The sequence below is a fragment of the Ruminococcus sp. D54t1_190329_F1 genome (assembly GCF_015551645.1).
Lineage (GTDB): Bacteria > Bacillota > Clostridia > Lachnospirales > Lachnospiraceae > Blautia_A > Blautia_A faecis.
This window is the reverse complement of record NZ_JADNDC010000005.1, coordinates 110704-136005: the sequence shown is the minus strand read 5'-3', so window position 1 is coordinate 136005 and position 25302 is coordinate 110704. Positions and strand designations below refer to the sequence as shown.

Here is a 25302-nt window from a genome sequence, read left to right as displayed (position 1 = left end):
AAATCCTGCTTTGCAGGATTCTTTCCTGATAATAGGAAATTATGGAAAGATGGTAGAAAAGTTTTGTGATAATTACAGTCTGTGCGTGCGATTTTAATAGAGCAGCTTGCGTGTGCAGGTATTAAGAAGGAGACAAATTGAGTAAAGACAGAGAATTTGACAAACGAAAAAAATTTATGATGGAGCTTCTTGGAGACCCGGTGTACCAGCCTATGCGTTTCAGGGAAATTGCAGGTCTTCTGCGCCTTTCAAAGGACGAGAAGAAGGATCTGTACCGTGTTCTGGATGATCTGGTAGCAGAGGGAAAGGTTGACCTGGATTCCAAGGGACGTTATTCCAAAGTAACTGGAAGAAAGCGCGGGAAAGAGAAGCAGCGAGGAAAAAGAGAAGAACGTGACGAGAAGTTTTCGGGTAAACGTTCCGGGAAATATACAGAAGAAGGCTCCGAGAGACGTACCGGGAAGAAAGATGAGAAGCATTCCGATAAGAAATATAATGATAAGCAGGCTGGAAAGTATGATCACCGCAAGTCCGACGATCATTACAGCAGGGGAAAAGATAAGTACGACGATAGGAAACACGGCAGACGCTGCGAGGATGATGACCCGGAATTCCGCCTTGCCCGTCTGGAGAACGAATATCCGGACAGTCCATCTGTGGAAGGCACCTTTATCGGTCATCCCAAGGGCTTTGGATTCGTGGAAATCGAGGGGGAAGACAACGACGTATTTATTTCGGAAGATTGTACCGGAACGGCTATGCACCAGGATAAGGTTCGTGTTATAATCACAAAAGAGCCGCAGGAAGGCAAACGCCGCGAGGGAATTGTAGTAAAAGTTCTGGAAAGAGGTATGACCCAGATCGTGGGAACCTACGAGAACAGCCGTGACTTTGGTTTTGTGGTAAGTGACAACCCTAAATTTTCCAGGGATGTATTTATTCCGAGAAAAGATTCCCAGGGAATTAAGGACGGGGATAAGGTAGTGGTGGAAATCACCAGCTACGGAAGCAAGAATCGCAATCCGGAAGGTAAGATCGTAGAGAATCTGGGAAGCTGCCGTGCACCTGGAACAGATATCCTTGCCATTGTAAAAAGCTTTGGCATTCCAAGCGAATTTCCGGATAAAGTAATCCGTCAGGCTGACCGTGTGCCGGATCATGTTCTGGATGCTGACAGGGATGGCCGACTGGATCTTCGCCATCTTCAGACCGTCACCATCGACGGAGAAGACGCCAAGGATCTGGATGATGCAGTTACTTTGACAAAGGAGAATGGCATCTATCATCTTGGTGTTCACATTGCAGATGTAAGCAATTATGTACAGGGTGGAAGCGCCCTTGACCGTGAGGCGTTGAAGCGGGGAACCAGTGTATATCTGGCAGACCGCGTAATTCCCATGCTCCCGGTACGGCTTTCCAACGGAATCTGTTCTCTGAACCAGGGGCAGGATCGTCTTACTTTAAGCTGTCTTATGGATATTGATAAAAAAGGAAATATGATTTCCCATAAGATTGCAGAGACTGTGATCTGTGTAGATGAGAGAATGAATTATACAGATGTGAAAAACATTCTGGAGGATACTGACGAAGAGGCAAAGAAACGCTATGAAAAACTTGTTCCCATGTTTTTCCTGATGAAAGAGCTTTCTGAAATCCTTCGTGGAAACCGCCATCACAGAGGCTCCATTGATTTTGATTTTCCGGAGAGCAAGATTATCTTAAATGCAGCAGGAAGAGCCATTGACATTAAGCCATATGAGGCAAATGTGGCAACAAGGATCATTGAGGATTTCATGCTTATGGCAAATGAGACTGTGGCAGAGGAGTGCTGCAGGGATGATATGCCGTTTGTTTACCGTACCCATGAGACTCCGGATCCCGAGAAAGTGGAGAGCCTTCTCACACTTCTTCATAATCAGGGAGTGCCGGTGCAGAAGCATGGACAGGAGATTACCCCGAAGGAGATCCAGACTATTCTGGAGAGCATTGAGGGACTTCCAAACGAGCCACAGATCAGCCGCCTTACTCTTCGAACCATGAAACAGGCGAAGTATACTACAGAATGCAGCGGCCATTTTGGACTTGCAGCGAAATATTACTGCCATTTTACTTCTCCAATCCGTCGTTATCCGGATCTTCAGATTCACAGGATCATTAAGGATAAGCTTCGGGGACGTCTGGAAAGAGAGGGAAAAACAGAGCATTATAAAGAGATTCTGGAAGATGTGGCACGCCAGTCCAGTGTGTGTGAGCGCCGGGCGGACGAAGCAGAGAGAGAATCTGACAAGCTGAAAAAAGCAGAATATATGTCTTACCATATTGGGGAAGAATTTGAAGGAATCATTTCAGGTGTTACTGGCTGGGGCTTCTATGTGGAACTTCCAAATACGGTAGAGGGACTGGTTCATGTAAATACACTGAGGGATGATTACTACACCTTTGATCAGGATGCTTACGAGTTGATCGGCGATGTGACACACAAGGTGTTTGCACTGGGACAGAAGGTGCGTGTGAGAGTTGCGGACGCAGATACCATGCTGAAGACTGTGGATTTTGTTCTGGCAGAGGATCAAGAGTGGTAATTAGAAGTTACTGTTCATTCTGCGATCAAAAACACGCTTTGCGATGCATAGAAACCACGCTCTAGAACAGCAACCCTTTGTTTTGAGCGCCCGCCTGCAGGCGGAAATCCATATAGGGAGGAACTTATGGCAAAGAAACCAGGAATCAAACTGATTGCAAATAATAAAAAGGCATTTCACGATTATTTTATAGAAGACACTTATGAGGCGGGAATTGCCCTGGCAGGAACAGAAGTAAAATCCCTGCGTATGGGAAAATGCAGCGTCAAGGAATCTTTTGTGCGGATTCAGAATGGGGAGGTTTACATCTATGGGATGAACATCAGTCCATACGAAAAAGGCAATATTTTCAATAAAGATCCCCTTCGTATCCGTAAACTTCTCCTTCACCGCAGTGAGATCAACAAGATGGAAGCCAAACTGAAGGAAAAAGGCCTTACCCTTGTGCCGATTAAGGTCTATTTCAAGAACAGCCTTGTGAAGGTGGAAATTGGCATGGCAAGAGGTAAGAAACTGTATGACAAACGTCAAGATATTGCAAAGAAAGATCAGAGACGAGAAGCAGAGCGTGATTTCAAGGTGAAGAATTTATATTAAAAATAATGGGAGCTGGGAATTTTTATGATGAAAAATTCCCGGCTTTCGTAAATTTCTGTTAAACATTTATAGGGAATCAGCTGTGAAGATGCAATAAATAAAAAGTCAGACAGGTCAATATGGTATTTATTTAATATTCGCTGCACAGGCAGCATGAAAACAGTAAAAAGAGGTTAGCTATGGAAGAGAAAACAAAAGAGAAAACACAGGAAACAAAGGAAACAAAGGAAACAAAGGAAACAACAAAAGAAAACCGCCTGATGAAAACCGTAGAGGATTCCAGAACGGAGCAGGTTCATCTGATCATGCACCAGCACTTAAATGCCGGCGGCAGATTGTTTGGAGGAATGCTGATGCAGTGGGTGGATGAGGTGTCCGGCGTGGTTGCCATGCGTCATTGCGGAACTTACCGTGTCACAACTGCAGCTGTGGACAATCTGCAGTTTAAGGAGCCCGTTTACGAGGGCGAGATCCTTGTGATGATCGGCTATGTGACCTATGTGGGAAATACCTCCATGGAAGTGGAAATTGATTCCTATGTGGAGCGCGGGGATGGAATGCGTTACCTGGTTAACCGTGCTTTTTCTGTGATGGTAGCTGTGGATAAGGATGAGCGTCCTACCCGAATCCCCGGCCTTATTATCCACACAGAAGCTGAGAAAGGACGCCATGAGGCAGCTCTGCTCCGCAGGGATATGCGTAAAGAGCGAAGAGACGCCGGGTTTTAAACATTAAGACATGTTGTCAAAAACTATTTGAGTCAGAGATAGAGAAAACTGTCCCTGGCTCTTTTTGTTCACAGAAGAAGTACGCAGGATCTTCCTTCCCGGTGAAGGCACCAGAGAGAATGGGGAAAAGAAACCCGAGAGTTGCGGCGCGAAATCGTGCAAAGCATGATTTCTGTGCATCGCGAAGCGTGTTACTGTGAATGGAGTGAACAGTAACGAAAAGTTTAAAAATTGTATGAAATCATCCCGCGTTCGGTTGACAAGTCTGTCATACTCTGTAATAATAATGGAGAACAAAAAGTGGATATTAGAGGAGTTTAATTCCATTTTGTGGGAGGAATATAGATTATGAAAAAACGTTATGTGATTCTTGCAGCACTTTTGGTCACTGCTTTGGCAGCAGCCGGATGTGGTAAGAAACAGACTGAAGATACAGGTAAGGATGGCCAGGTAACCGTGGCTCCGGCTGAGAATACAGATACAGCTTCAAGCGATGACAGTTCCCTGGTAGAGATGCAGAAATCTGACGATGCAGATATCAAGAATGTGATTGGTGATAAGACTTCCACAGCTTCCAAGCTGATTCTTGTGAACGGTACCGGAGCTGCTGTGAAGGGACTTTACATTCGTCCGACTACGGATGACGATGATGACTGGGGCACAGAGCTGATCAACGGATTGTTTACTTTGAATGATGGCGACAAGGCTCTTTACTATTATGAGCCGGACGAGAAGGATGCAGATGGAAATGCGGTGACAAACTATGACATCCGGATCACGTATGAGGACGAGGATTATACAGACTGCTATTTCCGTAAGCTTCCGCTGAAGACAATTTCAAAGATCACTCTTCATATGGATGGAACTGCTGAGGATGGAATTCCTTATGCTACTTATCTGACAGGAACGAGTAAGACAGAAACTTCTACCCTGAGTGAAGTGATGGCGCGTCTTGGTCTTGATGACAGCGAAGACAGTTCTGAGGATGATTCTCAGGAAACGGATACAGCACCAACGCCTACATCTGCGCCGCAGCAGTCAGATTCCACTGCTGCACCTACATCTGCACCGCAGCCTACAAGTACCCCGGATAATAATGGCGGCAGTAATACTGCACCGGATGATTCCAGTGCAGATAAGGCGAAACAGTATATCGGACAGCCGCTTTCCAGTCTGGTTGCAGCACTGGGAGAGGCTAACGGAAGTGATTATGAGAACGAGCCGGAGACAGGAGAGACAGGATATCATTATTATGACTCTTTCACAGTTTCTACCACTGTTGATGACAGCGGAAATGAGGTTGTTGCCGGAGTATGGTAAAATAAAAGAATAAAAATAAGGCAGGATAAAAGCATGGAAATGAAAAGAGTTTTATTAAAATTAAGCGGTGAGGCTCTTGCCGGACCGAAGAAAACAGGATTTGACGAGGCGACTGTTCTTGCAGTAGCGAAGCAGATCAAGGCAATTTCTGATGAAGGAGTACAGATCGGCATTGTGATCGGCGGTGGAAACTTCTGGAGAGGACGTACCAGTGAGACGATAGACCGCAACAAGGCAGACCAGATCGGTATGCTTGCTACCATTATGAACTGTATTTATGTATCTGACCTTTGCAGATATACAGGTATGAAGACTGAGATTTATACACCATTTGTATGTGGTGCATTTACCAAACTGTATTCCAAGGACAGCGTAGAAGAGAGCTTTGCACAGGGCAAGCTGGTATTCTTTGCAGGTGGTACAGGACATCCGTACTTCTCTACTGATACAGCTACGGTTCTTCGTGCAGTTGAGATCGAGGCCGATGCGATTCTTCTGGCGAAGGCAGTTGATGGTATTTATGACAGCGATCCGAAGGTAAATCCTGACGCTGTGAAGTATGATGAGATCTCTATTCAGGAAGTTGTTGACAAGAAGCTTGCAGCCATGGATCTTACAGCTTCTATTATGTGTCTGGAGCAGAAAATGCCGATGATGGTATTTGCTCTTGATGAGGAGAACAGCATTATCAACACTGTTCACGGAAAATTTTCCGGAACAAAGGTTACTGTATAAGCGCGTTGCGCAGAAAATAGGATAATACTGCTACCGGCAGAAAATCATAAAGAGGGAGATTAATTTTATGGATGAAAGAATTCAGAAGTATGAAGAGAAAATGAAAAAGACATTGGGCAGCTTAGAAGCAGAGCTGACTACTATCCGTGCAGGACGTGCCAATCCGCATATCCTTGACAAGCTGACAGTAGATTACTACGGAAGCCCTACACCGATTCAGCAGGTGGCAAATATCACAGTTCCGGAAGCTCGTATGATCCAGATCCAGCCATGGGAATCCAGCCTGATCAAGGGAATTGAGAAAGCAATCCTTACTTCTGATCTTGGTCTGAACCCGAATAACGATGGAAAAGTAATCCGTCTTGTTTTCCCGGAGCTTACTGAGGAACGCCGTAAAGATCTGGTTAAAGATGTTAAGAAAAAAGGCGAAGCAGCTAAGGTTGCTGTCCGCAACATCCGCCGTGATGCCAACGATGCATACAAGAAGCTGAAAAAAGAAGAGGATGTATCTGAGGACGAGATCAAAGAGTTAGAGGACAAAGTTCAGAAGCTTACAGACAAATACATCAAGGATGTAGATGCTGCAGTAGAAGCAAAAGGTAAGGAGATTATGACTGTATAAGGGCATATTACCTGAAGCGCAGAGCTGTTTGGACTAAAGATCTGCAAAACAGGATCCTTTTATAAAGAAACCGCAAAAAGAGCTCTTTAAAAAGAGCTCTTTTCTGCCCTTTTGTATGAAATTGTACGAATAATCTGAACGCTTATAACGAAAAAAGAAAAACAAAATACAAGGAGAAAAATATGAACGTACCCAATCATATTGCCATTATTCTGGACGGCAATGGCCGCTGGGCAAAGGCAAAGGGACTGCCTCGTGGCTATGGACATGTTAAGGGCTGCGCCAATCTGGAGCAGGTCTGCTATGATATTAAAGATCTGGGCGTGAAATATCTGACAGTATATGCTTTTTCCACGGAGAACTGGAAACGCTCCAGAGAAGAAGTGGACGGGCTTATGAAGCTGTTCCGCAGTTATCTGAAGAAATGTATCAAGATATCCCGGGATAATAAGATGAAAATCAAAATTATCGGCGATATCTCTGCTTTTGCACCGGATATTCAGGAAAGCATCCGTAAACTGGAGGAGTTTTCCAAGGATTATGATGAGCTGTACTTCCAGATCGCCATGAATTATGGAAGCCGCGATGAGATTACAAGAGGAATGCGAAAGATGGCACAGGATGTGGCGGATGGAAAAGTTTCTCCGGATCAGATCACAGAGGATACGATTGGAAGCTACCTGGATACTGCAGGAGTGCCGGATCCGGATCTTCTGATACGCACCAGCGGCGAACAGAGACTTTCCAATTTCCTTATGTGGCAGCTGGCTTATACGGAATTTTATTTTACAGACGTGGCATGGCCGGATTTCCATAAAGCAGAATTAGTACAGGCTATTGAGAAATATAATCAAAGAGACAGAAGATATGGCGGTGTGAAGGAGGAGTAAGATGTTTAAAACACGTCTTTTAAGCGGTATTGTGCTGGTCGCAGTTGCGCTTCTGACTATTATCAGTGGAGGTTATGTGCTGTTTTTTACACTACTTGGGATCTCTCTGATCGGAATGCAGGAGCTTTATAAGGTTATGAAGGTTCGGGAAGACCATTTTAATGCCCTGGAAATTGCAGGCTATCTTGGAGCTGTGATCTACTATGTGCTGATGTCGCTGGATTTTGAAAAATATGGAATGATGGGCGTGATCATTTCGTTCATGATGTTTATGTTCGTTTACGTATTTACTTATCCCAAGTTCAAAGCAGAACAGGTGATGCCGGCGTTCTTTGGGGTGGTATACGTGGCTGTGATGCTCTCCTTTATTTATCTTACCCGGAACCTTCCAGATGGAAAATTTCTGGTATGGCTGATCTTTTTATGCTCCTGGGGATGCGATACCTGCGCATATTGTGTGGGAATGCTGATCGGCAGGCACAAAATGGCACCAATCCTCAGCCCGAAGAAATCAGTAGAAGGTGGAGTAGGCGGCGTGGCAGGCGCTGCGCTTCTGGGCGCAATTTATGCAGCAGCAACTGGCGGAAAGATTGCAGAGTATGCGCTGATTTGTGCAGTCGGAGCACTGATCTCCATGGTTGGAGACCTGGCTGCTTCTGCTATTAAGAGAAATCAGGGAATCAAGGACTATGGCAAACTGATCCCGGGACACGGTGGAATCCTGGACAGATTTGACAGTGTGATCTTTACAGCTCCGGCTATTTATTTCCTGGCGAAGCTTGTGCTGGGAATCTGATTCCGGATTGGCAGCGGGAAGCATAAAGGAATAAGAAATGTGGAAATGATAAGATGTGATTTGTCCCTGAAATGGACTGAGAGGAATTTCAAATGAAGAAAATTGCAATTTTAGGCTCAACTGGTTCCATCGGTACACAGACCCTGGATGTAGTGAGAGCTAACGGCGATATAGAGGTGCTGGGAATCAGTGCAGGAAGAAATGTGAAAATGCTGGAAGAACAGGCAAGAGAGTTTCATCCTCAGCTGATTGCAGTGTGGGATGAAAATGCGGCAAAGGATCTGGCTGTCCGCCTTTCAGATATGGATGTAAAAATTGTGTCTGGCATGGAGGGACTTCTGGAGCTTGCACGTATGCCTCAGACAGATATTCTGGTTACCGCTGTTGTGGGAATGATTGGAATCCGTCCTACAATGGAGGGAATCAAGGCGGGCAAGGACATTGCCCTTGCAAACAAAGAAACATTGGTAACAGCAGGTCATCTGATCATTCCCATGGCAAAAGAGCATGGAGTTCAGATCCTTCCGGTAGACAGTGAGCACAGTGCTATTTTCCAGGTTCTTCATGGGGAAAAGCAGGCGCAGGTTGAGAAGCTTCTGATCACAGCTTCCGGTGGTCCCTTCCGTGGGAGAAAAAGAGAAGAACTGGAACATGTGACGCTTGCGGATACCCTGAAGCACCCGAACTGGGTAATGGGACAGAAGATCACAGTAGATTCTGCAACCCTGGTAAATAAAGGTCTGGAAGTTATGGAAGCCAGATGGCTGTTTGATGTGGATCTGGATCATATTCAGGTTGTTGTCCAGCCAAAGAGCATTATCCATTCGATGGTAGAGTTTAAAGATGGTGCGGTTATGGCGCAGCTTGGAACTCCGGATATGCGGCTTCCAATCCAGTACGCACTCTATTATCCGGAACGCAGATATCTGGATGGAGAGAGACTGGATTTCCATAAATTGAAAGAGATTACTTTTGAAGATCCGGATATGGACACATTCCTGGGGCTTCCAATGGCTATGGATGCTGCAAGAAAAGGAGGCAGTATGCCTACTGTGTTTAACGCAGCAAATGAGCTGGCTGTGAAGAAGTTTTTACAGGAAAAAATCGGCTTTCTGGATATTTACGACATTATTGCACAGTCTATGGAAAGACATACAGTGATCCGGAATCCGGAGCTAGAGGAGATACTGGCAGTAGAAGACGAGACTTATAAATGGATTGAAAGCAGGTGGTAGGTTGAAGATTATTCTGGCATTATTGATTTTCAGTGCGATCATTCTTTTTCATGAGCTGGGGCATTTCCTTCTTGCAAAGAAAAATAAGATCGTAGTAACGGAGTTTTCCCTTGGAATGGGACCAAGGCTGCTTAGCACAGAGAAGAATGGAACCAGGTATTCTCTGAAGCTTTTGCCTCTTGGCGGTTCCTGTGCCATGTTGGGAGAAGATATGGAGGATGAGTCCAAGGGGACTTTCAATGGTGCACCAGTGTGGGGAAGAATCGCTACAGTTGCAGCAGGACCGGTATTTAACTTTATCCTGGCCTTTGTGTTTGCAGTGCTCATTGTTACGCTGGTGGGCTATGACCCGGCAGAGGTTACGCAGGTGGAGAGTGGTTCTACTGTGGCTGAAGCTGGTCTTCAGGAAGGGGATATTATCAAAGAATATCAGGGGTATCATATTGATCTGGCAAGAGATCTTTATCTGTATATGTATCTGAATAATCCACAGGAGGATGAGACCATTCATATGATTGTGGAGAGGAATGGCAAAGATGTGGAGTTGGCCTTCAAACCAGACGTACAGGTGAGATACCTTCTTGGCTTTAACAGAAAGAGTACCGATTCTCTTGAGGTGGCATCCCTGATTCCGGGAATGGGCTTATCTGAAACTGGTGTGGAGCCTGGGGACGTGATCACTTCCATTAATGGTACCAGACTGGAGAGTTCGGACGATTATACTGCATATCTTGCAGAGCATCCTCTCACAAGTGAGCCTGTGACCATTACTTATGAGCGTGATGGCCTGGAATACAACGCTGAGGTAACTCCATCGGAGTCCCGCACAGCAGTGCTTGATTTTTCTTATAATCTGGCGTACACGAAGACACATGGATTTGAAGTGCTGAAGTATGGAACACTGGAAGTAAAATATATGATCCGCTCTACCTTACTCAGCCTGAAAGAGCTTCTTACCGGCGGACTGGGCGTAAAGGATTTAAGCGGTCCGGTTGGCGTAGTTGATGCAATTGGCAGCACCTATGAGGCAAGTAAGAGTGAGGGCATGCTGACAATCTGGGTAAATATGCTGTATATGGCAGCTCTTTTATCTGCAAACCTTGGTGTTATGAACCTGCTTCCGCTTCCTGCACTGGATGGTGGCCGGCTTGTATTTCTGATTATCGAGGCTATCCGGAGAAAACCGGTGAACAGACAGATTGAGGGCATGGTTCATTTTGCAGGTTTGATGGTGTTGATGCTTTTGATGGTTGTAGTTATGTATAATGATATTTTGAAGATTTTTTAATCTTTTTGAAATGAAAAAGCTGTAAAAAAATGAAAGCGAAGGCTATGTGTATCAAACGGATATGCATAGCCTTTTTTGATGCAGCAGACGATTCTGCAGCAAATTCCTATTACCCCAAAAAGCTTTTCCAGGCAGTGAGAGGAAATAACGGAAATGCAGATGAGGGGGATGGTCTGCTGCAGGCGGCAAATCTTGCAAGGGGATTCCTTTTTATATGGAAAACTTCCGAATATGTAGTAATAAAAACTACATAATAAAGTGTCGAATAAAAGTAAAACTTGACATAAAAACAATAATGCTTTATACTAAAATAGTTTTAAAATCAAACTAAATTAAAGCATGGAGGATATTGTTTTGGATAGAGAATACAAAAGCAGTTTGAGATGTTTGAAAATTGGAGATAAGGTGGCAGAACTTCCTATTATTCAAGGGGGAATGGGCGTGGGAGTGAGCCGTAGCTCCCTGGCTGGCGCGGTGGCAGCAGAAGGAGGAGTGGGAGTTATTTCCACAGCTCAGATTGGATATGATGAGGCTGGCTTTGAGAAAGACCAGGCGGGATGCAATCTGAAGGCAATAAGAAAGCACATATGGAAGGCAAGGGAGATTGCCAAGGGAAAAGGGCTGGTCGGTGTTAATATTATGGTAGCGCTGAAACATTATAAAGAGCATGTAAAGGAAGCTGTGGAATGTGGTGCAGATGTGATCATCAGTGGCGCAGGACTTCCCATGAATCTGCCAGAGCTGGTACCGGAGTTTTGCAGAACAAAGATTGCGCCTATTGTTTCTTCAAAAAGGGCAGCAAATCTGATTCTGAAAATGTGGGCACATCGATATAACCGGACTGCAGATCTGATCGTAGTGGAAGGACCGGAGGCAGGAGGACACCTGGGATTTTCCAGGGATCAGCTGGCTCACAGGGATGAGATGGATTTTGACCAGGAAATTCGGGATATTATTGCATGTAAAAAGGAATATGAGGAAAAGTTTGGCCGGGAAATTCCAGTGGTAGTTGCTGGCGGAATTTTTGACCGGAAAGATATTGATCATGCTATGGCACTTGGGGCAGATGGTGTGCAGATCGCAAGCCGGTTTGTGGCGACAAAGGAATGCGATGCCGATGAAAGGTATAAACAGGCGTATGTAAATGCAAGGAAAGAGGATGTGCAGATTATCCAGAGCCCTGTAGGAATGCCTGGAAGGGCGCTTTGCAATCCTTTTATGAAACTGGTAGAGAATGGACGGATTCCAGTAAAGAAGTGCTATAACTGCCTGGAAAAATGTAATCCAGGACAGGTACCGTACTGCATTACCAAGGCATTGATCGATGCGGTGGAGGGAGATGTAGAGAATGGATTGATGTTCTGTGGGGCAAATGTTGGAAGGATTGACAAAATTACTTCAGTGCATGAATTGATGCAGGAATTGGCAGAAGGCTGATGGTTAGGCGGTTCCTATATGGTGATGTTGCTGACAAACGGCATGTCCGTTTAGATTATAAGGTTTAGATTAGAATTTTATGGCGGGAGAGAAAATCCCGCCATATTGTGTTTATTGTAATTCTGCAATCCGGGTGACGCCTACGTAAATTTCCTGAATTTTGTACCAGGTGGTATAATCTACGATTCCGGTTTCCGGAAGACCGAAAATATTCTGGAATTTGCGGACAGAGGCCTGAGTCTGGGCACCATAGATTCCGTCCGGATTTACTTTTGGAAGAGCAGGGTAGGCCTGGCTGATAGCATTTAGCTGTTCCTGAAGCTGGAGTACTTTGCTGCCGGAAGCACCAATATCCAGGTCATATCCTGGCCAGGAGGAAGGAATCCCGGAGACTTCTTCTGCCACATTGATATACATATCGTTTCCATAGAAATACCGTAGGATTTCAATAGCAGAATATCCCTGGTCTCCAAGCCGCTTGCTTCCCCACTGTGTCATCCATCCTCTGTCCCGGCACTGCACCCGCTCTCCGTCGCAGTACTGGGTAAGAATTGGCTGACGGACGTTAGGACGGGATAGATAATTCTCGAAAAGTTCGTCTACAATGCGGTCGATGGAGTCAAAAATGTTTCGTCCGCGGATCCATTTGTGGTCGTAGGCGGTGGAGGAGGTGATGGTGTAGTCTTTCCCTTTATTGCGGTACCACTCCGTGTATACCCGGTTTAGGGTAAAGGACATAATTGCCAGGATGTTGGCGCGGATAGTGTCGTCAGGCCAGGTGGCATAGATTTCGCTGCTTGCTACATTTTTGATATAGTCGCGGTAGCGGACATAATAATTAGAGGCGGAGTTATCACCTACAGGCCCATCGTGCACTACAATGTATTCCGGAATTACGACCTTGCTTAGAACAATTTCGCCAGTTTCGTGTACTGGTTTAATTTCAGATTCCTGTATTTTTGGTGGATATTCATAGAAAAGTGTATGGGGAGGAATGACAATTCTGTTTTCCGAAACAGTGTCTTGCCTGGGATTCAGAAGGACAGGCTGTTTGGCCAGAACCGCAGGCAAGACTTCTGTACCTGCGATTTCCTCCTGGTGAAAATCCTCGGCTTTGATCTGCATGGAATATTCTGCATAAGGCTGCGCCTCCTCGGAAGCATTCAGGCTGTATTCCAGAGGAGGCGTTTTTAATTGAAGGACAGGGGTGTTGCCGGAAGAATCCGTGCGGACTTCTTCAATGACACTGTTTGGATCACCTGTATAAGAAATACGGACCAGTGCATTTTCCACAGGGCGGTTGTCTGTTTTTGAATGGACCGTTATCTGTAAGGTACCCTGGTCTACATTTTCCTGCTGTGCACATAAGGCTTTTCTGTAATACATGGACGACCTCATAAAATGCTCTTCCAGGTATTATATGCTAAAAATGCAATTGTGAAAACATAATTCAGGGATGTTTGTGGGGATGAGAATATATTATAATAGTAAAGAGGCAGCAGGACAGCGGTGCCTACGGTGAAAAAAACGAAAGAAGGAATAAAATGAAACACTTAAGAAAACAAATTGCAGGCTATCTTTTAACGCTTATTCTGCTTATGGCAGGAATCGTATTCCCTGGAAGTGGGGAAAAGGTTCTGGCATCTGGCGGCAGTATGACTGTGCATTTCCTGGATGTGGGACAGGGATTATCCATTCTGGTGCAGTCAGAGGGACAGAATCTGCTGTATGATGGTGGTCCAAGAAGCGCGTCCAGCTATGTGGTGTCCTATTTGCAGGAGCAGAATGTGTCAGAAATTGATTATCTGATTTCATCCCATTACGATGAGGATCATGTGAGCGGACTGATTGGATGTCTGAATGCATTTCAGGTGGACAATGTGATTGGAGCAGATTATATCCATGATTCTTCCCTTTATGGCTCTTTTATGGATGCAGTGGCAGCACATGGGCTTGAAGTACAGCATCCGGCAGTGGGGGCAGAGTATACATTTGGCTCGGGAGAATTTACAATTCTTTCACCAAAGGAAATCAGCAAAGAGAGTAATGCTAATTCGGTGGCAATTAAGCTGACGAATGGAGAAAACAGTTTCGTTTTTACCGGGGATGCAGATTTTAACTGTGAGGCAGATATGGTGAATTCCGGGCTTGATCTGAGCTGCGACGTGTTAAGTGTGGGCCATCATGGATCTGCTACATCCACAAGCTGGGATTTTCTTCAGGCTGCAGTTCCGGAATTTGCAGTGATCAGCTGCGGCGCAGGAAATATGTATGGTCATCCGCATGCGGATACCATGGAAAAACTGTCAGATATGGGAATTCAGGTATATCGCTCTGATGAACAGGGAACCATTGTAGCTTCTTCGGATGGAAGTGCTATTACCTGGAGTGCAGATCCTTGCAATGATTATACTTCAGGTGATGGAGAAACAGCTGGGCAAAGTGAAGGGGAGAATGGATTTACAGCTGAAGATAATAGCGGAACTGATGTAGCTGCAGCATCAGAAAAGTCAGAACAGATTGCTGCAGCAGATGACAGTCAGGAGGAAATGGTATGGATATCTGCTACAGGAAGTAAATATCACAGTATTCCTGACTGTGGAAATATGAATCCGGATAAGGCATATCAGGAGCCAGTCTCACAGGCTGAGGCTCAAGGATATGAAGCTTGTAAGAAGTGCTTTTGATTATATATATTTAACCGAAATTTTCCATTATATTTCGGAATATCCCTTTTTTATTTGGGGAAATTCTGGTATACTAGAGCGTGTTTGAAAAAGGCTTTCTGCAAGATGTGCGTCACAATTTGTGGGAGATTTTGCCCGAATGAGGGCGCCGTAGCGGGCTACGGCAACCGAATTCGGGCAAAATATACCGCAAAGTGGGGCGTGCAGATTGCGGGAATGATTTTTCAAACACGCTCTAAAGTGTATGCTTAGTAGAACGTACGGAATATAAAATATAATAACTGTGTAGTTTTCGGACCGTAATCCGTGAGGGCTCCGGCAGTTATAAATAAATTGGTGGTGTAAAATTAGTGAGTGAACAGAAAAGAGTAATTTATACAAAGGAGGAACTGGCTGCGAAGGTAAAGGTTCCGGCTATCGTGGAGCAGGATCTGAAGCGCATTATCAGTGATCGCCTGGAACAATGCGGTCTGTATTACAGATGCTTTTCCAGAATCAAGACAGCTTCTTCTATGGCTCATAAATTTGCTCTGAAAGATTATGGCGCGGAGAATAAGAAACTGCAGGACCTGGTAGGTGTCCGTATTAACCTGTATTTTGATGATGATGTAGAAATCTGCCAGAATATTGTGGAAAATACCTTTGATGTGATTGGCTGGTCCACTTCGGAAAGAAGCGAGGAGGAGTTCAAACCTACGAAATTAAACGGCGTGTGCCGTCTTCCGGAATATTTGCGATCAGAAATTTCAACAGAGACCTGGGATATGTATATTGATGATACCTTCGAGATTCAGATTAAGACCATGTTTTTCGAGGGCTGGCATGAGATCGAGCACGATATGCGCTATAAAGGAGAGGAACTGTGGAAGAATTACAAGGGCTTTTCCAGATACTTTAACAGTATTCTGGCAACTTTGGAGCTTTGTGATAAATCCATGGTTACCCTGTTTGAGGATCTGGGACATTCCCTTTATAAATCAGGCAGATGGAGTGATATGATCAAGAGCCATTTCCGTCTGAAGCTGGGAGAGGGACAGCTTTATCCTGAGGTGGCGAAGCTTCTGGATGAGGATTGTGACCAGCAGGTGGAGAACCTGGCCAAGCGTATTTATAAGACCAGCAAGCAGACACTGGTAGACCAGCTGCTTCACCGCAGCCGCAAGGTACCGATCAATGTAAATACGATTATTGCTCTGTTAAACGACAGTCAGTTCCATGACAGTCGTCTGACCGCTATTTTTAAGGAACGTGATGTTTATAATGATGGCCGCGAGGAGAGCCTTGGAGAATCCTGGCATTATGAGATGAAGCCTCTTATCCGCCACAACGTATTCCAGATGTGCACACAGGTGGATGGAAGTCGTCTGAAGGAAGAGAAAACGGCATCTGCTGCAGAGATTTTCCAGCAGGCAGCAGATGCGATATATGGCTGGATCGTGGGGAAATATGGCGGTCTGTTTAAGGAAATGCCACAGAAGACCAGTACTTATCATGCTGACATTCTGGCTTATCATGTAGCTGTGAATTATGATCCGGACAATCATCGGCTGAATATGCATGTAAGACATATGGATATGGAAGTGGGCGGCAGAATCTGGTATTCAGAAGCAGGACTTGAAGTGTCGCGTCAGGAAGAAGTGATTCTGAAGGTTTGCAATGGATATGCACAGCCGGAGAGAGAACACACCATCCAGGACCCAGGAGTAACTTTTTTCAGTTATCCTGGATATTATAAGACGATTGTTGACAATATCGGAATTGTAAATGGAATCGAATGTTCTAACAGAAGACGTATTTTGCGAGAGGATATGTTTGGGAATCTTATTGCAGCGTTGAAAGATTCGGGGCGTTTATTCCCTGTTGTTGTGATTGTCTCAAGAGAGACTGCAGACGGAATGATGGATGAGGATTGGCTTGGCCAGTTCCGTGTATCTGATTTTACAAGGACTGTATGGCGATATTCTCATGTATTTACGGCGCATGAGTCTGTTGGAAAGAAATTTCTGAAACTTGCAGGAATTGATCTTCGCCAGATTGATGATATCCCAAGGCTTTATATTTTCTGGCCGGGCGGAGATGTGGACGACTATGGTCCGGAGGATGTAACCAACTGTAGCTTTGGCCGTCACCTTGAGGCAAGAGGCGATGCCCGCACCTATGATATTGTGCGTGGCGGACAGGCGTTCTATCATAAGATCGTTACAGATTTAAGAGAATGGAATATTTCTGCTGATATGTGGGAAGGATTTAAGCTGGAGACAGTGACAGAACTTCCGAAATAGAATGACAAAAGTAAATCGGTAATAAAAAAAGGGCCTGCAAAACGGATGGTTTGCAGGTCTTTAATGTTTTTGAGCAATAAAAAATGCGGAAGATGGGACTTGAACCCACACAAGCGCAATGCTTACAAGATCCTTAGTCTTGCTCGTCTGCCAGTTCCGACACTTCCGCATATCGCATTCATAGAGAAAAAACCTCTGCGCGATAAAATATGAAATAGTGACTATTAAATAGTCATGCGGAAGATGGGACTTGAACCCACACGAGCGCAATGCTCACAAGATCCTTAGTCTTGCTCGTCTGCCAGTTCCGACACTTCCGCATATCGCGTTTCTCGGAGAAAGGTTTCTTTCTCGCTGCGACGGATATTAGTATAACAAAGGGGTATATGATTGTCAACACATTTTTTGAAAAAAATTAAAAAAATTCAAGTTTTTTTTGAAAAAAAGAGGAATTTGAAATTTTGTGTAGAATATAATTAATAGGAGGAAGATTATCGGCGTACCTGTCAGTCTTTGGAGGATAGAAGATATATGAATATCAGAGAGAGCATGGAAGAAAGAGAACTGGAACTGCTGAGTCCCTATGCCGCATACAGTGGACGTTCCAGAGGAAGAGACCGGGAGGAAGAAGAGTGTGACGTCCGGACAGTTTACCAGAGAGACCGGGACAGGATCCTGCATAGCAAGGCTTTTCGCAGGATGAAAGATAAGACTCAGGTTTTTCTGGCTCCGGAAGGAGATCATTACAGGAACCGGCTGACGCACACTCTGGAGGTATCCCAGATCGCACGTACTATAGCCAAGGCACTTCGCCTGAATGAGGATCTTGTGGAGGCGATTGCACTGGGACATGACCTTGGTCACACGCCTTTCGGACATTCAGGAGAGACCGCACTTAATACCGTTCATCCTGAGGGCTTTGCCCACTACCGTCAGAGCGTCCGCGTGGTGGAAGTACTGGAGAAGAACGGAGACGGACTGAATCTTACCTGGGAGACAAGAGACGGAATCCTGAATCACCGTACCAGCGGTCATCCGTCCACTTTGGAGGGACAGGTAGTCCGCTTTTCTGATAAGATCGCCTATGTTCATCATGATATGGACGATGCCCAGAGAGCTGGGATCATTACAGAGAATGATATTTCTGCCAGTCTCAGGGAGTTTCTTGGACAGACCACAAGAGAAAGGCTGAATACCTTTGTACATGATGTGATTGAGCACAGCATTGACCAGCCTTCCATTCAGATGTCGGCTCCTGTAGAGCAGGCACTCATGGATCTTCGATCAGAGATGTTCCAGAAAGTATATCTGAATCCCATCGCGAAGCGGGAAGAATCCAAGGCAATCAAAATGCTGACAGAACTATACGCCTATTACATAGATCACCCGGAAGCAATGTCCAGGGAGTACGTTGCTCTTATTGAGAAAAAGGGAGTTCCAAAAGACCGGGCGGTATGTGACTGGCTGTCAGGAATGACGGATCAGTATTCCATGAAGAAATTCAAGGAGATTTTCATACCAAGAGCTTGGGAGGTTTATTAGAACGTGGACAAAACTCTTGCAATGAGATATAATATTTGTTTACGCGAAAGATGTCGCATTTTCTTGGATATGCGGCATATTAAATCAAAGGAGGATAAGCATGCGCTATTCCGACGATATCATTGAAGAAGTGCGAATGAAAAATGATATTGTAGACGTGATATCCCAGTATGTAAGACTGACCAGAAGAGGAAGCTCCTATTTTGGTCTGTGTCCTTTTCATAATGAGAAGACCCCTTCCTTTTCCGTAACGCCGTCTAAGCAGATGTATTACTGCTTCGGCTGCGGAGCTGGAGGAAATGTATACAATTTTGTAATGCAATATGAGAATTATTCATTTGGAGAAGCACTTTCCCATCTGGCAGAGCGTGCCGGAGTGGAACTTCCCAAGATCGAATATTCCAAGGAGGCAAGGGCGAAAGCGGAGAAGCGCGCAGCCTTGCTTGAGATCAATAAGAAAGCGGCTCAGTATTTTTATTACCAGCTGCGCCGTGAAGGTGGAAAAAATGCCCACGATTATCTTACAGGCAGAGGTCTCAGCGAAGAGACGATCAGGAAATTCGGCCTGGGGTATTCAGACAAGTACAGTGATGACCTGTATAAATACCTGAAATCCCAGAATTACAGTGATGAACTTCTTCGGGAATCCGGCCTTTTCAATGTGGATGAACGCCAGGGCATGTATGACAAATTCTGGAACCGTGTTATTTTTCCAATCATGGATGTTAATAACAGGGTGATTGGATTTGGCGGGCGGGTGATGGGAGACGGCAAGCCCAAGTACCTGAATTCGCCGGAGACCCGTATTTTTGACAAGAGCCGTAATCTGTACGGATTGAATATAGCCAGAACCACCAGGAAAAATTACCTGATCCTGTGCGAGGGCTACATGGATGTAATCTCCATGCATCAGGCAGGATTTACCAATGCAGTGGCGTCCCTGGGAACGGCACTTACATCCGGACATGCCAGTCTGGTGAAGAGGTATACACAGGAAGTACTTCTTCTTTACGATAGTGATGAAGCTGGTGTAAAAGCCGCCTTGCGAGCAATTCCCATTCTCCGGGAAGCCGGCGTGAATTCCAGAGTGGTGAATTTACGGCCTCACAAGGACCCTGATGAATTTATCAAAGCAGAAGGAGCAGAGGCCTTTGAGAAAAGGCTAGAAGAAGCTACGGACAGCTTTATGTTCCGGGTAAGTATTGCTTCCGGTGATTTTCCCATGGATGAGCCTCAGGGACAGAACCGCTTTTTTGAGCGGTGTGCTCAGTATCTTCTGGAACTTTCTGATGAACTGGAGCGGAATCTGTATATTGAAGCAATTGTAAAAGAATACCGCAGGTATGGAATCAGTGTGGAAGACCTTCGGAAGCGTGTAAATACCCTTGCTCTGAAGGGTACGCCTGCGGAGAAGCGCATTCAGCCAAAATCCGGCGGCTCTCCGATGAGAAAAAAGGAGAGCGCGGCAGATAAATCCCAGAAGCTGATGCTTACCTGGCTGGTTACCTATCCGGCAATCTTTGACACTGTGGAGAAATATCTTTCCCCTTCAGATTTTGTAGTTCCTCTTTATAAAGAGGTGGCAGAAATGCTCTGGAAGCAGCACGAAGAGGGAGATGTGAATCCGGCCAGACTTCTGAATGCTTTTACAGACAGTGAAGAGCAGAAAGAAGTGGCCTCTCTCTTTAATGCCACGATCCACCTTGAGACAAAGGAGGAACAGCAGAGAGCATTTTCCGATGCTTTGATCCGCATTAAGCAGGAGAGTCTGGCGGAGAAAAATAAAAACTGGGATCCTGCAGATATGGGGGCTTTACAGGAACTTGTAAAGGCCAAGAAGAATTTGGAGGAGCTTGGAAGAAAAAGGCAGCAATTGCATATTTCTTTTGAATAAGGATAAAATATTAACACTATATGGAGGTTAGAGTACCTATGGAAATGAATATGGGCAAATTCAGTGAGAAACTGGTGGGACTTCTGGAGCTTGCAAAAAAGAAGAAAAATGTACTGGAATATCAGGAAATCAGTGATTATTTCAAAGACCAGCCACTGGATGCGGAACAGATGGACAAGATCTTCGATTTCCTTGAGGCAAGCGGAGTAGATGTGCTGCGTATCACAGAGAACAGTGCAGATGACCTTATGCTGGACGATGACATGGATATTGATGGTCTGGACGATGAGGAAGAAGTAGAGCTGGACAAGATCGATCTTTCTGTTCCGGAGGGTGTGAGCATTGAGGATCCGGTTCGTATGTATCTGAAAGAAATCGGTAAAGTTCCGCTTCTTTCAGCAGAAGAAGAAATCGAGCTTGCAAAGAAAATGGAACAGGGTGACGAAAATGCCAAGAAGCGTCTGGCAGAAGCCAACCTTCGTCTTGTTGTCAGCATTGCAAAGCGTTATGTAGGACGTGGAATGCTTTTTCTGGATTTGATTCAGGAAGGTAACCTGGGCCTTATCAAGGCTGTTGAAAAATTTGATTACCGAAAGGGTTACAAGTTCAGTACCTATGCTACCTGGTGGATCCGTCAGGCTATCACAAGAGCCATTGCAGACCAGGCGCGTACCATCCGTATTCCGGTGCATATGGTTGAGACGATCAACAAGCTGATCCGCGTTTCCAGACAGTTACTCCAGGAGCTTGGACGTGAACCTACTCCGGAGGAAATCGCGGAAGAGATGGACATGCCGGTTGACCGTGTGCGTGAGATCCTGAAGATTTCCCAGGAGCCGGTTTCCCTGGAGACCCCTATTGGTGAAGAGGAGGACAGCCATCTTGGAGATTTCATCCAGGATGATAATGTTCCGGTTCCGGCTGACGCAGCAGCATTTACACTTTTGAAGGAACAGCTGGTGGAGGTTCTTGGCACTCTTACTGAGAGAGAACAGAAGGTTCTCCGCCTTCGTTTCGGACTTGATGATGGACGTGCAAGAACTCTTGAGGAAGTTGGTAAGGAGTTTAATGTAACCAGAGAGCGTATCCGTCAGATTGAGGCAAAGGCTCTTCGTAAGCTCCGCCATCCAAGCCGCAGCCGCAAGCTGAAGGATTACCTGGATTAAGGAGAGGGCTATGCAGTTATCCTTACGACTGTCTGCAATCGCAGACCTGGTGACAGAAGGAAACCGGCTGGTAGATGTGGGATGCGATCATGGATATCTGCCGGTATACCTGATACAGCAGAAAAAAATTCCATCCGCCATTGCAATGGATGTGCGAAAAGGTCCCCTTTCCAGGGCACAGGAACATATCCGGCTGTATGGACTGGAGGAATACATACAGACCCGGCTCTCAGACGGACTTGAAGGATTGAAAGCCGGAGAGGGTGACACCCTTGTGATCGCAGGTATGGGCGGTCCCCTTATGGAAAGGATTCTCACAGATGGCAGGTCTGTGAGAAATTCTTTCTCTGAGCTGATTTTACAGCCACAGTCCGACATTCCCCATTTTCGCAGATTTATTCAGTACGAAGGCTGGGAAATCACGGAAGAGAAAATGGTAGAAGAGGATGGGAAATTTTATCCTATGATGCGGGTGGTGCCTGGAGCCTGTTTGAAACCTAACGTGGATTCTTTCACAAAAAATACGTCTGTGAAAGCCGCTTCTTCTGAGAAACTGCATGCTGATGAATGGGCAGAAATGCCGGAGAATCCAGCTGCTTACACCTTGGAGGAGGCCTTCGGCAAATATCTTCTTCAGGAAAGGAACCCGGTGCTTTTTCGTTATCTTCAGCGGGAATCCCGGATCCGCTCCCAGATTCTGGAACAATTGGAAACGGCACCGAAGGCAGAGGCAGTTACTGCCCGCATTTTGGAAGTAAAGGAGGAGGCGCAGCTGATCGCTGCTGCGTTGGCAGAATATGAAGGTTAAAGAACTGACAGACTGGCTGGGAGGAAATTTTCCTGCAGCAGTTGCAGAAGACTGGGATAATGTGGGACTCCTTACAGGAGATGACGAGAGTGAGGTAAAACATGTCTTTCTTGCCCTTGATCTTACCGAAACAGTGTTAGACGAGGCTATCCGGGCTGGCGCTGACATGATCGTTACCCATCATCCTATGATTTTTTCCGGTATTAAGAAGATCAATAATCACAGCTTTACAGGACGGAAGATTATCAGTCTGGTGCGCCATGGAATATCTTATTATGCAATGCACACCAACTATGATATTCTGGGAATGGCAGATTTAAGTGCCGGATATCTGGAACTGTCAGATACGAAGGTACTTTGTGCTACCGGGGAAAAAGACGGGGAGCCCATTGGCTTTGGACGTGTGGGAAATCTGCCTTGTGAGATGACTTTAAAGGAGTACGCCCTTCTTGTAAAAAAGAATCTGAAGCTTTCAGATGTGAAAGTGTACGGAAATCTGGAACAGACTGTGAAAACGGCTGCCGTATGTACCGGTTCTGGTAAAAGCATGATCCAGGATGTGCTTGCAGCCGGGGCTGATGTATATGTGACAGGTGATATTGACCATCATACCGGAATTGATACCGTAGCCCAGGGGCTTGCAATCATTGACGCAGGTCATTACGGTACGGAATATATTTTTATGGAAGATATGAAGGAAAGACTGGCAAAAGCGTTTCCGGAGCTTACAGTCAGCTGCGCAAAGGTGAGAAGCCCGTATACGATATTATAAGGGTGAGACTTGTTGTGGATGGGCGAGATGACGTCTGTCTGGAGATAAAATGAGTTGTCAGAATAATATTGTCTGGTTTTGGAAAATGTGATTTATGTTTAGCCTAATTGATCTTTCGGATCAGAAAAGGAGATTTTATGGATCATGCAGTGAAACTTACAATCAATGGGGAAACCAGAGAGTTTCCCATGGGAATTACCTATAAAGAAGTTGTAAAAGAGTACGAAAAGACCAGCCCGGCCCCTGTTATTCTTGTAATTGCAGGAGGCAAGATCTGTGAGCTTCATAAAAAAGCGGAACGGGACGGTGAAGTCCGGCTGGTCACCACAAAAGACAGCATTGGAAATAAAACCTATAAGCGAACTGCATGTCTGGTGCTTTTAAAGGCAATTTACGATCTTGCAGGCAAAGAAAAAGTAGATAAAGTGGTGCTTCATTATTCTGTAGGAAGCGGTTTTTACTTTACCATGGAAGGAGAACAGAAGCTGGATCAGGCATTTCTTGACCAGGTAAAGAAGCGGATGACAGAGCTGGTGAAGCAGAAAATCCCGGTGAAGAAACGAAGTGTAGGAACGGATGAAGCAATTGCGCTTTTTCATCATCACAGAATGTATGATAAAGAGAAGCTGTTCCGCTATCGCAGGGTTTCCAGGGTGAATATTTACAGCATAGAGAATTTCGAGGACTATTTTTACGGGGCAATGGCTTACGATACCGGCTATGTGCCATATTTTGACCTGAAGCTGTATGATGAAGGCTTTGTGCTGATTCTGCCGGAGGCTAAGACTCCGGATGTGCTTCCGGAATTCCAGCCCCAGGAGAAGATCTTCCAGGTGCAGAAGGATTCTGAAGAGTGGGGCAGAAAGCTGGAAATCTCCACAGTAGGTGAACTGAATGACCAGATCGTTTCCCAGGGAATACAGAAGATCCTTCTTATGCAGGAGGCAATCCAGGAGTCTGGAATTGCCAGAATTGCAGAGCAGATTGTGGAGGCCGGAAACAAGAAGTTCGTTATGATCGCCGGTCCGTCCTCCTCTGGCAAGACTACCTTTTCCCACAGGCTTTCCATTCAGCTGGCGGCACATGGAATGAAGCCACATCCCATTGCTGTTGACAATTATTTTGTAAACAGAGAGCATACCCCGCTGGATGAATTCGGGGAAAAGGATTACGAGTGTCTGGAAGCCATTGATGTGGAGCAGTTCAACAAAGATATGCTGGCACTTCTTAATGGAGAGAGAATAGAACTTCCGGTGTTCAACTTCAAGACCGGGCAGAGAGAATATAAAGGCGATTTTCTCCAGCTAGGGAAGGAAGACATCCTTGTTATTGAGGGAATCCACGGCCTGAACGACAAATTAAGCTACGCGCTTCCGAAGGAGAGTAAGTTCAAAATCTATATCAGTGCCCTCACCCAGCTGAACATTGATGAACACAACCGGATTCCTACCACGGACGGCAGATTGATCCGCAGAATCGTCCGGGATGCAAGAACCAGAGGAACCTCAGCCAGCGAGACCATTGCAAGATGGCCCTCTGTAAGACGCGGCGAGGAGAAAAATATTTTTCCATACCAGGAAGAAGCGGATGTTATGTTTAACTCGGCACTGATCTATGAACTGGCATGTCTGAAGGTATACGCAGAGCCTCTTCTCTTCGGAATTTCCAAAGAGGAGCCGGAATATCTGGAGGCAAACAGGCTGCTGAAATTTTTTGATTATTTTGTAGCTGTGCCAAGCGAGGAAGTGCCTAATAATTCCCTGTTAAGAGAATTTATAGGGGGAAGCTGTTTTAACACCTGATGATGCAGATGTGCTTGTAAGAAATTGAGGGTTACTGTTTACTCCGTTTACCGCAACCTTAACAGGTTATACGGCAGGAAGAAATGAGAAATAGTGCTTTACATCTTAAAGCAATAATG

At 45.4% G+C, this 25302-nt stretch carries 22 protein-coding genes, 2 tRNA genes and 1 pseudogene; 21 read left to right on the top strand and 4 right to left on the bottom strand.

Going from position 1 to position 25302, the window contains the following annotated elements; genetic code table 11:
• Nucleotides 1-137: 137 nt before the first annotated feature.
• The 12 genes from rnr to I2D69_RS03485 all read left to right on the top strand — a co-directional run bounded on the left by rnr (nt 138) and on the right by I2D69_RS03485 (nt 12230).
• The gene (gene rnr / locus I2D69_RS03540; protein ID WP_227199157.1) at nt 138-2582 is read left to right on the top strand and encodes a ribonuclease R; all 2445 of its coding nucleotides are present in this window, start codon (nt 138-140) and stop codon (nt 2580-2582) included.
• A 126-nt stretch (nt 2583-2708) separates the two neighbouring features.
• Nucleotides 2709-3179: an SsrA-binding protein SmpB gene (smpB, locus tag I2D69_RS03535; RefSeq protein WP_173716365.1), complete on the top strand. Its 471-nt coding sequence runs from the start codon at nt 2709-2711 to the stop codon at nt 3177-3179.
• A 179-nt stretch (nt 3180-3358) separates the two neighbouring features.
• The gene (locus tag I2D69_RS03530) at nt 3359-3907 is read left to right on the top strand and encodes an acyl-CoA thioesterase (protein ID WP_313721381.1); all 549 of its coding nucleotides are present in this window, start codon (nt 3359-3361) and stop codon (nt 3905-3907) included.
• A 348-nt stretch (nt 3908-4255) separates the two neighbouring features.
• Nucleotides 4256-5227 (top strand): hypothetical protein, encoded by a 972-nt coding sequence (locus I2D69_RS03525; RefSeq protein ID WP_173716364.1) that lies wholly within the window; start codon nt 4256-4258, stop codon nt 5225-5227.
• A 33-nt stretch (nt 5228-5260) separates the two neighbouring features.
• Nucleotides 5261-5962: a UMP kinase gene (pyrH, locus tag I2D69_RS03520; protein WP_330589389.1), complete on the top strand. Its 702-nt coding sequence runs from the start codon at nt 5261-5263 to the stop codon at nt 5960-5962.
• A gap of 67 nt (nt 5963-6029) precedes the next feature.
• Nucleotides 6030-6584 carry a ribosome recycling factor gene (gene frr / locus I2D69_RS03515; RefSeq protein WP_118578734.1) on the top strand — a complete coding sequence of 185 codons (555 nt, stop codon included), beginning with the start codon at nt 6030-6032 and terminating at the stop codon, nt 6582-6584.
• A 182-nt stretch (nt 6585-6766) separates the two neighbouring features.
• Nucleotides 6767-7474 (top strand): isoprenyl transferase, encoded by a 708-nt coding sequence (locus tag I2D69_RS03510; RefSeq protein ID WP_118578732.1) that lies wholly within the window; start codon nt 6767-6769, stop codon nt 7472-7474.
• Nucleotide 7475: 1 nt separating this feature from the next.
• Nucleotides 7476-8270, top strand: a complete 795-nt coding sequence (locus I2D69_RS03505) for a phosphatidate cytidylyltransferase (protein ID WP_173772597.1) — start codon at nt 7476-7478, stop codon at nt 8268-8270.
• Between the two features lie 92 nt (nt 8271-8362).
• Nucleotides 8363-9505, top strand: coding sequence for a 1-deoxy-D-xylulose-5-phosphate reductoisomerase (gene dxr, locus I2D69_RS03500; protein WP_195379409.1), 1143 nt, complete (start codon nt 8363-8365; stop codon nt 9503-9505).
• 1 nt (nt 9506) lies between these two features.
• On the top strand, nt 9507-10793 hold the full coding sequence (rseP, locus tag I2D69_RS03495) for an RIP metalloprotease RseP (RefSeq protein WP_195379408.1): 1287 nt from the start codon (nt 9507-9509) through the stop codon (nt 10791-10793).
• A gap of 44 nt (nt 10794-10837) precedes the next feature.
• Complete coding sequence (locus tag I2D69_RS03490) at nt 10838-11047, top strand: hypothetical protein (protein WP_195379407.1); 210 nt, start codon at nt 10838-10840, stop codon at nt 11045-11047.
• A gap of 100 nt (nt 11048-11147) precedes the next feature.
• Nucleotides 11148-12230, top strand: a complete 1083-nt coding sequence (locus I2D69_RS03485; RefSeq protein ID WP_331464903.1) for a nitronate monooxygenase family protein — start codon at nt 11148-11150, stop codon at nt 12228-12230.
• Between the two features lie 111 nt (nt 12231-12341).
• Here the strand turns inward: I2D69_RS03485 and I2D69_RS03480 are convergent, their stop codons facing one another.
• Nucleotides 12342-13616 carry a peptidoglycan-binding domain-containing protein gene (locus I2D69_RS03480; protein WP_118578722.1) on the bottom strand — a complete coding sequence of 425 codons (1275 nt, stop codon included), beginning with the start codon at nt 13614-13616 and terminating at the stop codon, nt 12342-12344.
• 158 nt (nt 13617-13774) lie between these two features.
• Here I2D69_RS03480 and I2D69_RS03475 point away from each other — a divergent pair, with 158 nt between their 5' ends.
• Nucleotides 13775-14917: a ComEC/Rec2 family competence protein gene (locus I2D69_RS03475; RefSeq protein WP_195379405.1), complete on the top strand. Its 1143-nt coding sequence runs from the start codon at nt 13775-13777 to the stop codon at nt 14915-14917.
• 27 nt (nt 14918-14944) lie between these two features.
• Here I2D69_RS03475 and I2D69_RS20730 read toward each other — a convergent pair.
• Nucleotides 14945-15085, bottom strand: a pseudogene (locus I2D69_RS20730) (DUF6783 domain-containing protein); the annotation flags it as partial.
• On the opposite strand from I2D69_RS20730, the gene I2D69_RS20725 reads away from it, so the two are divergent.
• Entirely contained in the window at nt 15023-15169 is a 147-nt protein-coding gene (locus I2D69_RS20725; protein WP_313721430.1) for a DUF6783 domain-containing protein, read from the top strand. The pseudogene I2D69_RS20730 and the gene I2D69_RS20725 overlap by 63 nt on opposite strands.
• A gap of 98 nt (nt 15170-15267) precedes the next feature.
• Nucleotides 15268-17199: a hypothetical protein gene (locus tag I2D69_RS03470; RefSeq protein WP_195379404.1), complete on the top strand. Its 1932-nt coding sequence runs from the start codon at nt 15268-15270 to the stop codon at nt 17197-17199.
• 84 nt (nt 17200-17283) lie between these two features.
• Here I2D69_RS03470 and I2D69_RS03465 read toward each other — a convergent pair.
• Nucleotides 17284-17368, bottom strand: a tRNA-Leu gene (locus tag I2D69_RS03465).
• Nucleotides 17369-17434: 66 nt separating this feature from the next.
• Nucleotides 17435-17519: transfer RNA gene (locus I2D69_RS03460), tRNA-Leu, on the bottom strand.
• A 211-nt stretch (nt 17520-17730) separates the two neighbouring features.
• Here I2D69_RS03460 and I2D69_RS03455 point away from each other — a divergent pair.
• The 6 genes from I2D69_RS03455 to I2D69_RS03430 all read left to right on the top strand — a co-directional run bounded on the left by I2D69_RS03455 (nt 17731) and on the right by I2D69_RS03430 (nt 25183).
• Nucleotides 17731-18741: a deoxyguanosinetriphosphate triphosphohydrolase gene (locus I2D69_RS03455; protein ID WP_148462392.1), complete on the top strand. Its 1011-nt coding sequence runs from the start codon at nt 17731-17733 to the stop codon at nt 18739-18741.
• 100 nt (nt 18742-18841) lie between these two features.
• Entirely contained in the window at nt 18842-20635 is a 1794-nt protein-coding gene (gene dnaG / locus I2D69_RS03450) for a DNA primase (protein ID WP_173716358.1), read from the top strand.
• 38 nt (nt 20636-20673) lie between these two features.
• Nucleotides 20674-21801, top strand: a complete 1128-nt coding sequence (rpoD, locus tag I2D69_RS03445; RefSeq protein WP_118578714.1) for an RNA polymerase sigma factor RpoD — start codon at nt 20674-20676, stop codon at nt 21799-21801.
• 10 nt (nt 21802-21811) lie between these two features.
• On the top strand, nt 21812-22609 hold the full coding sequence (locus tag I2D69_RS03440) for a class I SAM-dependent methyltransferase (protein WP_195379403.1): 798 nt from the start codon (nt 21812-21814) through the stop codon (nt 22607-22609).
• On the top strand, nt 22599-23381 hold the full coding sequence (locus tag I2D69_RS03435; RefSeq protein WP_173718764.1) for a Nif3-like dinuclear metal center hexameric protein: 783 nt from the start codon (nt 22599-22601) through the stop codon (nt 23379-23381). The genes I2D69_RS03440 and I2D69_RS03435 overlap by 11 nt, the downstream gene beginning before the upstream one ends.
• 137 nt (nt 23382-23518) lie before the next feature.
• Nucleotides 23519-25183, top strand: coding sequence for a nucleoside kinase (locus tag I2D69_RS03430; RefSeq protein WP_195379402.1), 1665 nt, complete (start codon nt 23519-23521; stop codon nt 25181-25183).
• Nucleotides 25184-25302 lie beyond the last annotated feature (119 nt).

Excerpts from the sequence above, each read along its gene's own strand:
- I2D69_RS03430 (WP_195379402.1), top strand. The coding sequence starts at position 23,519 with ATGGATCATGCAGTGAAACTTACAATCAATGGGGAAACCAGAGAGTTT.
- I2D69_RS03505 (WP_173772597.1), top strand. The coding sequence starts at position 7,476 with ATGTTTAAAACACGTCTTTTAAGCGGTATTGTGCTGGTCGCAGTTGCG.
- frr (WP_118578734.1), top strand. The coding sequence starts at position 6,030 with ATGGATGAAAGAATTCAGAAGTATGAAGAGAAAATGAAAAAGACATTG.
- I2D69_RS03525 (WP_173716364.1), top strand. The coding sequence starts at position 4,256 with ATGAAAAAACGTTATGTGATTCTTGCAGCACTTTTGGTCACTGCTTTG.
- smpB (WP_173716365.1), top strand. The coding sequence starts at position 2,709 with ATGGCAAAGAAACCAGGAATCAAACTGATTGCAAATAATAAAAAGGCA.
- I2D69_RS03475 (WP_195379405.1), top strand. The coding sequence starts at position 13,775 with ATGAAACACTTAAGAAAACAAATTGCAGGCTATCTTTTAACGCTTATT.
- I2D69_RS03510 (WP_118578732.1), top strand. The coding sequence starts at position 6,767 with ATGAACGTACCCAATCATATTGCCATTATTCTGGACGGCAATGGCCGC.
- I2D69_RS03455 (WP_148462392.1), top strand. The coding sequence starts at position 17,731 with ATGAATATCAGAGAGAGCATGGAAGAAAGAGAACTGGAACTGCTGAGT.
- I2D69_RS03435 (WP_173718764.1), top strand. The coding sequence starts at position 22,599 with ATGAAGGTTAAAGAACTGACAGACTGGCTGGGAGGAAATTTTCCTGCA.
- pyrH (WP_330589389.1), top strand. The coding sequence starts at position 5,261 with ATGGAAATGAAAAGAGTTTTATTAAAATTAAGCGGTGAGGCTCTTGCC.
- dnaG (WP_173716358.1), top strand. The coding sequence starts at position 18,842 with ATGCGCTATTCCGACGATATCATTGAAGAAGTGCGAATGAAAAATGAT.
- I2D69_RS03530 (WP_313721381.1), top strand. The coding sequence starts at position 3,359 with ATGGAAGAGAAAACAAAAGAGAAAACACAGGAAACAAAGGAAACAAAG.
- I2D69_RS03480 (WP_118578722.1), bottom strand. The coding sequence starts at position 13,616 with ATGTATTACAGAAAAGCCTTATGTGCACAGCAGGAAAATGTAGACCAG.
- I2D69_RS20725 (WP_313721430.1), top strand. The coding sequence starts at position 15,023 with ATGTGCGTCACAATTTGTGGGAGATTTTGCCCGAATGAGGGCGCCGTA.
- rpoD (WP_118578714.1), top strand. The coding sequence starts at position 20,674 with ATGGAAATGAATATGGGCAAATTCAGTGAGAAACTGGTGGGACTTCTG.
- I2D69_RS03440 (WP_195379403.1), top strand. The coding sequence starts at position 21,812 with ATGCAGTTATCCTTACGACTGTCTGCAATCGCAGACCTGGTGACAGAA.
- dxr (WP_195379409.1), top strand. The coding sequence starts at position 8,363 with ATGAAGAAAATTGCAATTTTAGGCTCAACTGGTTCCATCGGTACACAG.
- I2D69_RS03490 (WP_195379407.1), top strand. The coding sequence starts at position 10,838 with ATGTGTATCAAACGGATATGCATAGCCTTTTTTGATGCAGCAGACGAT.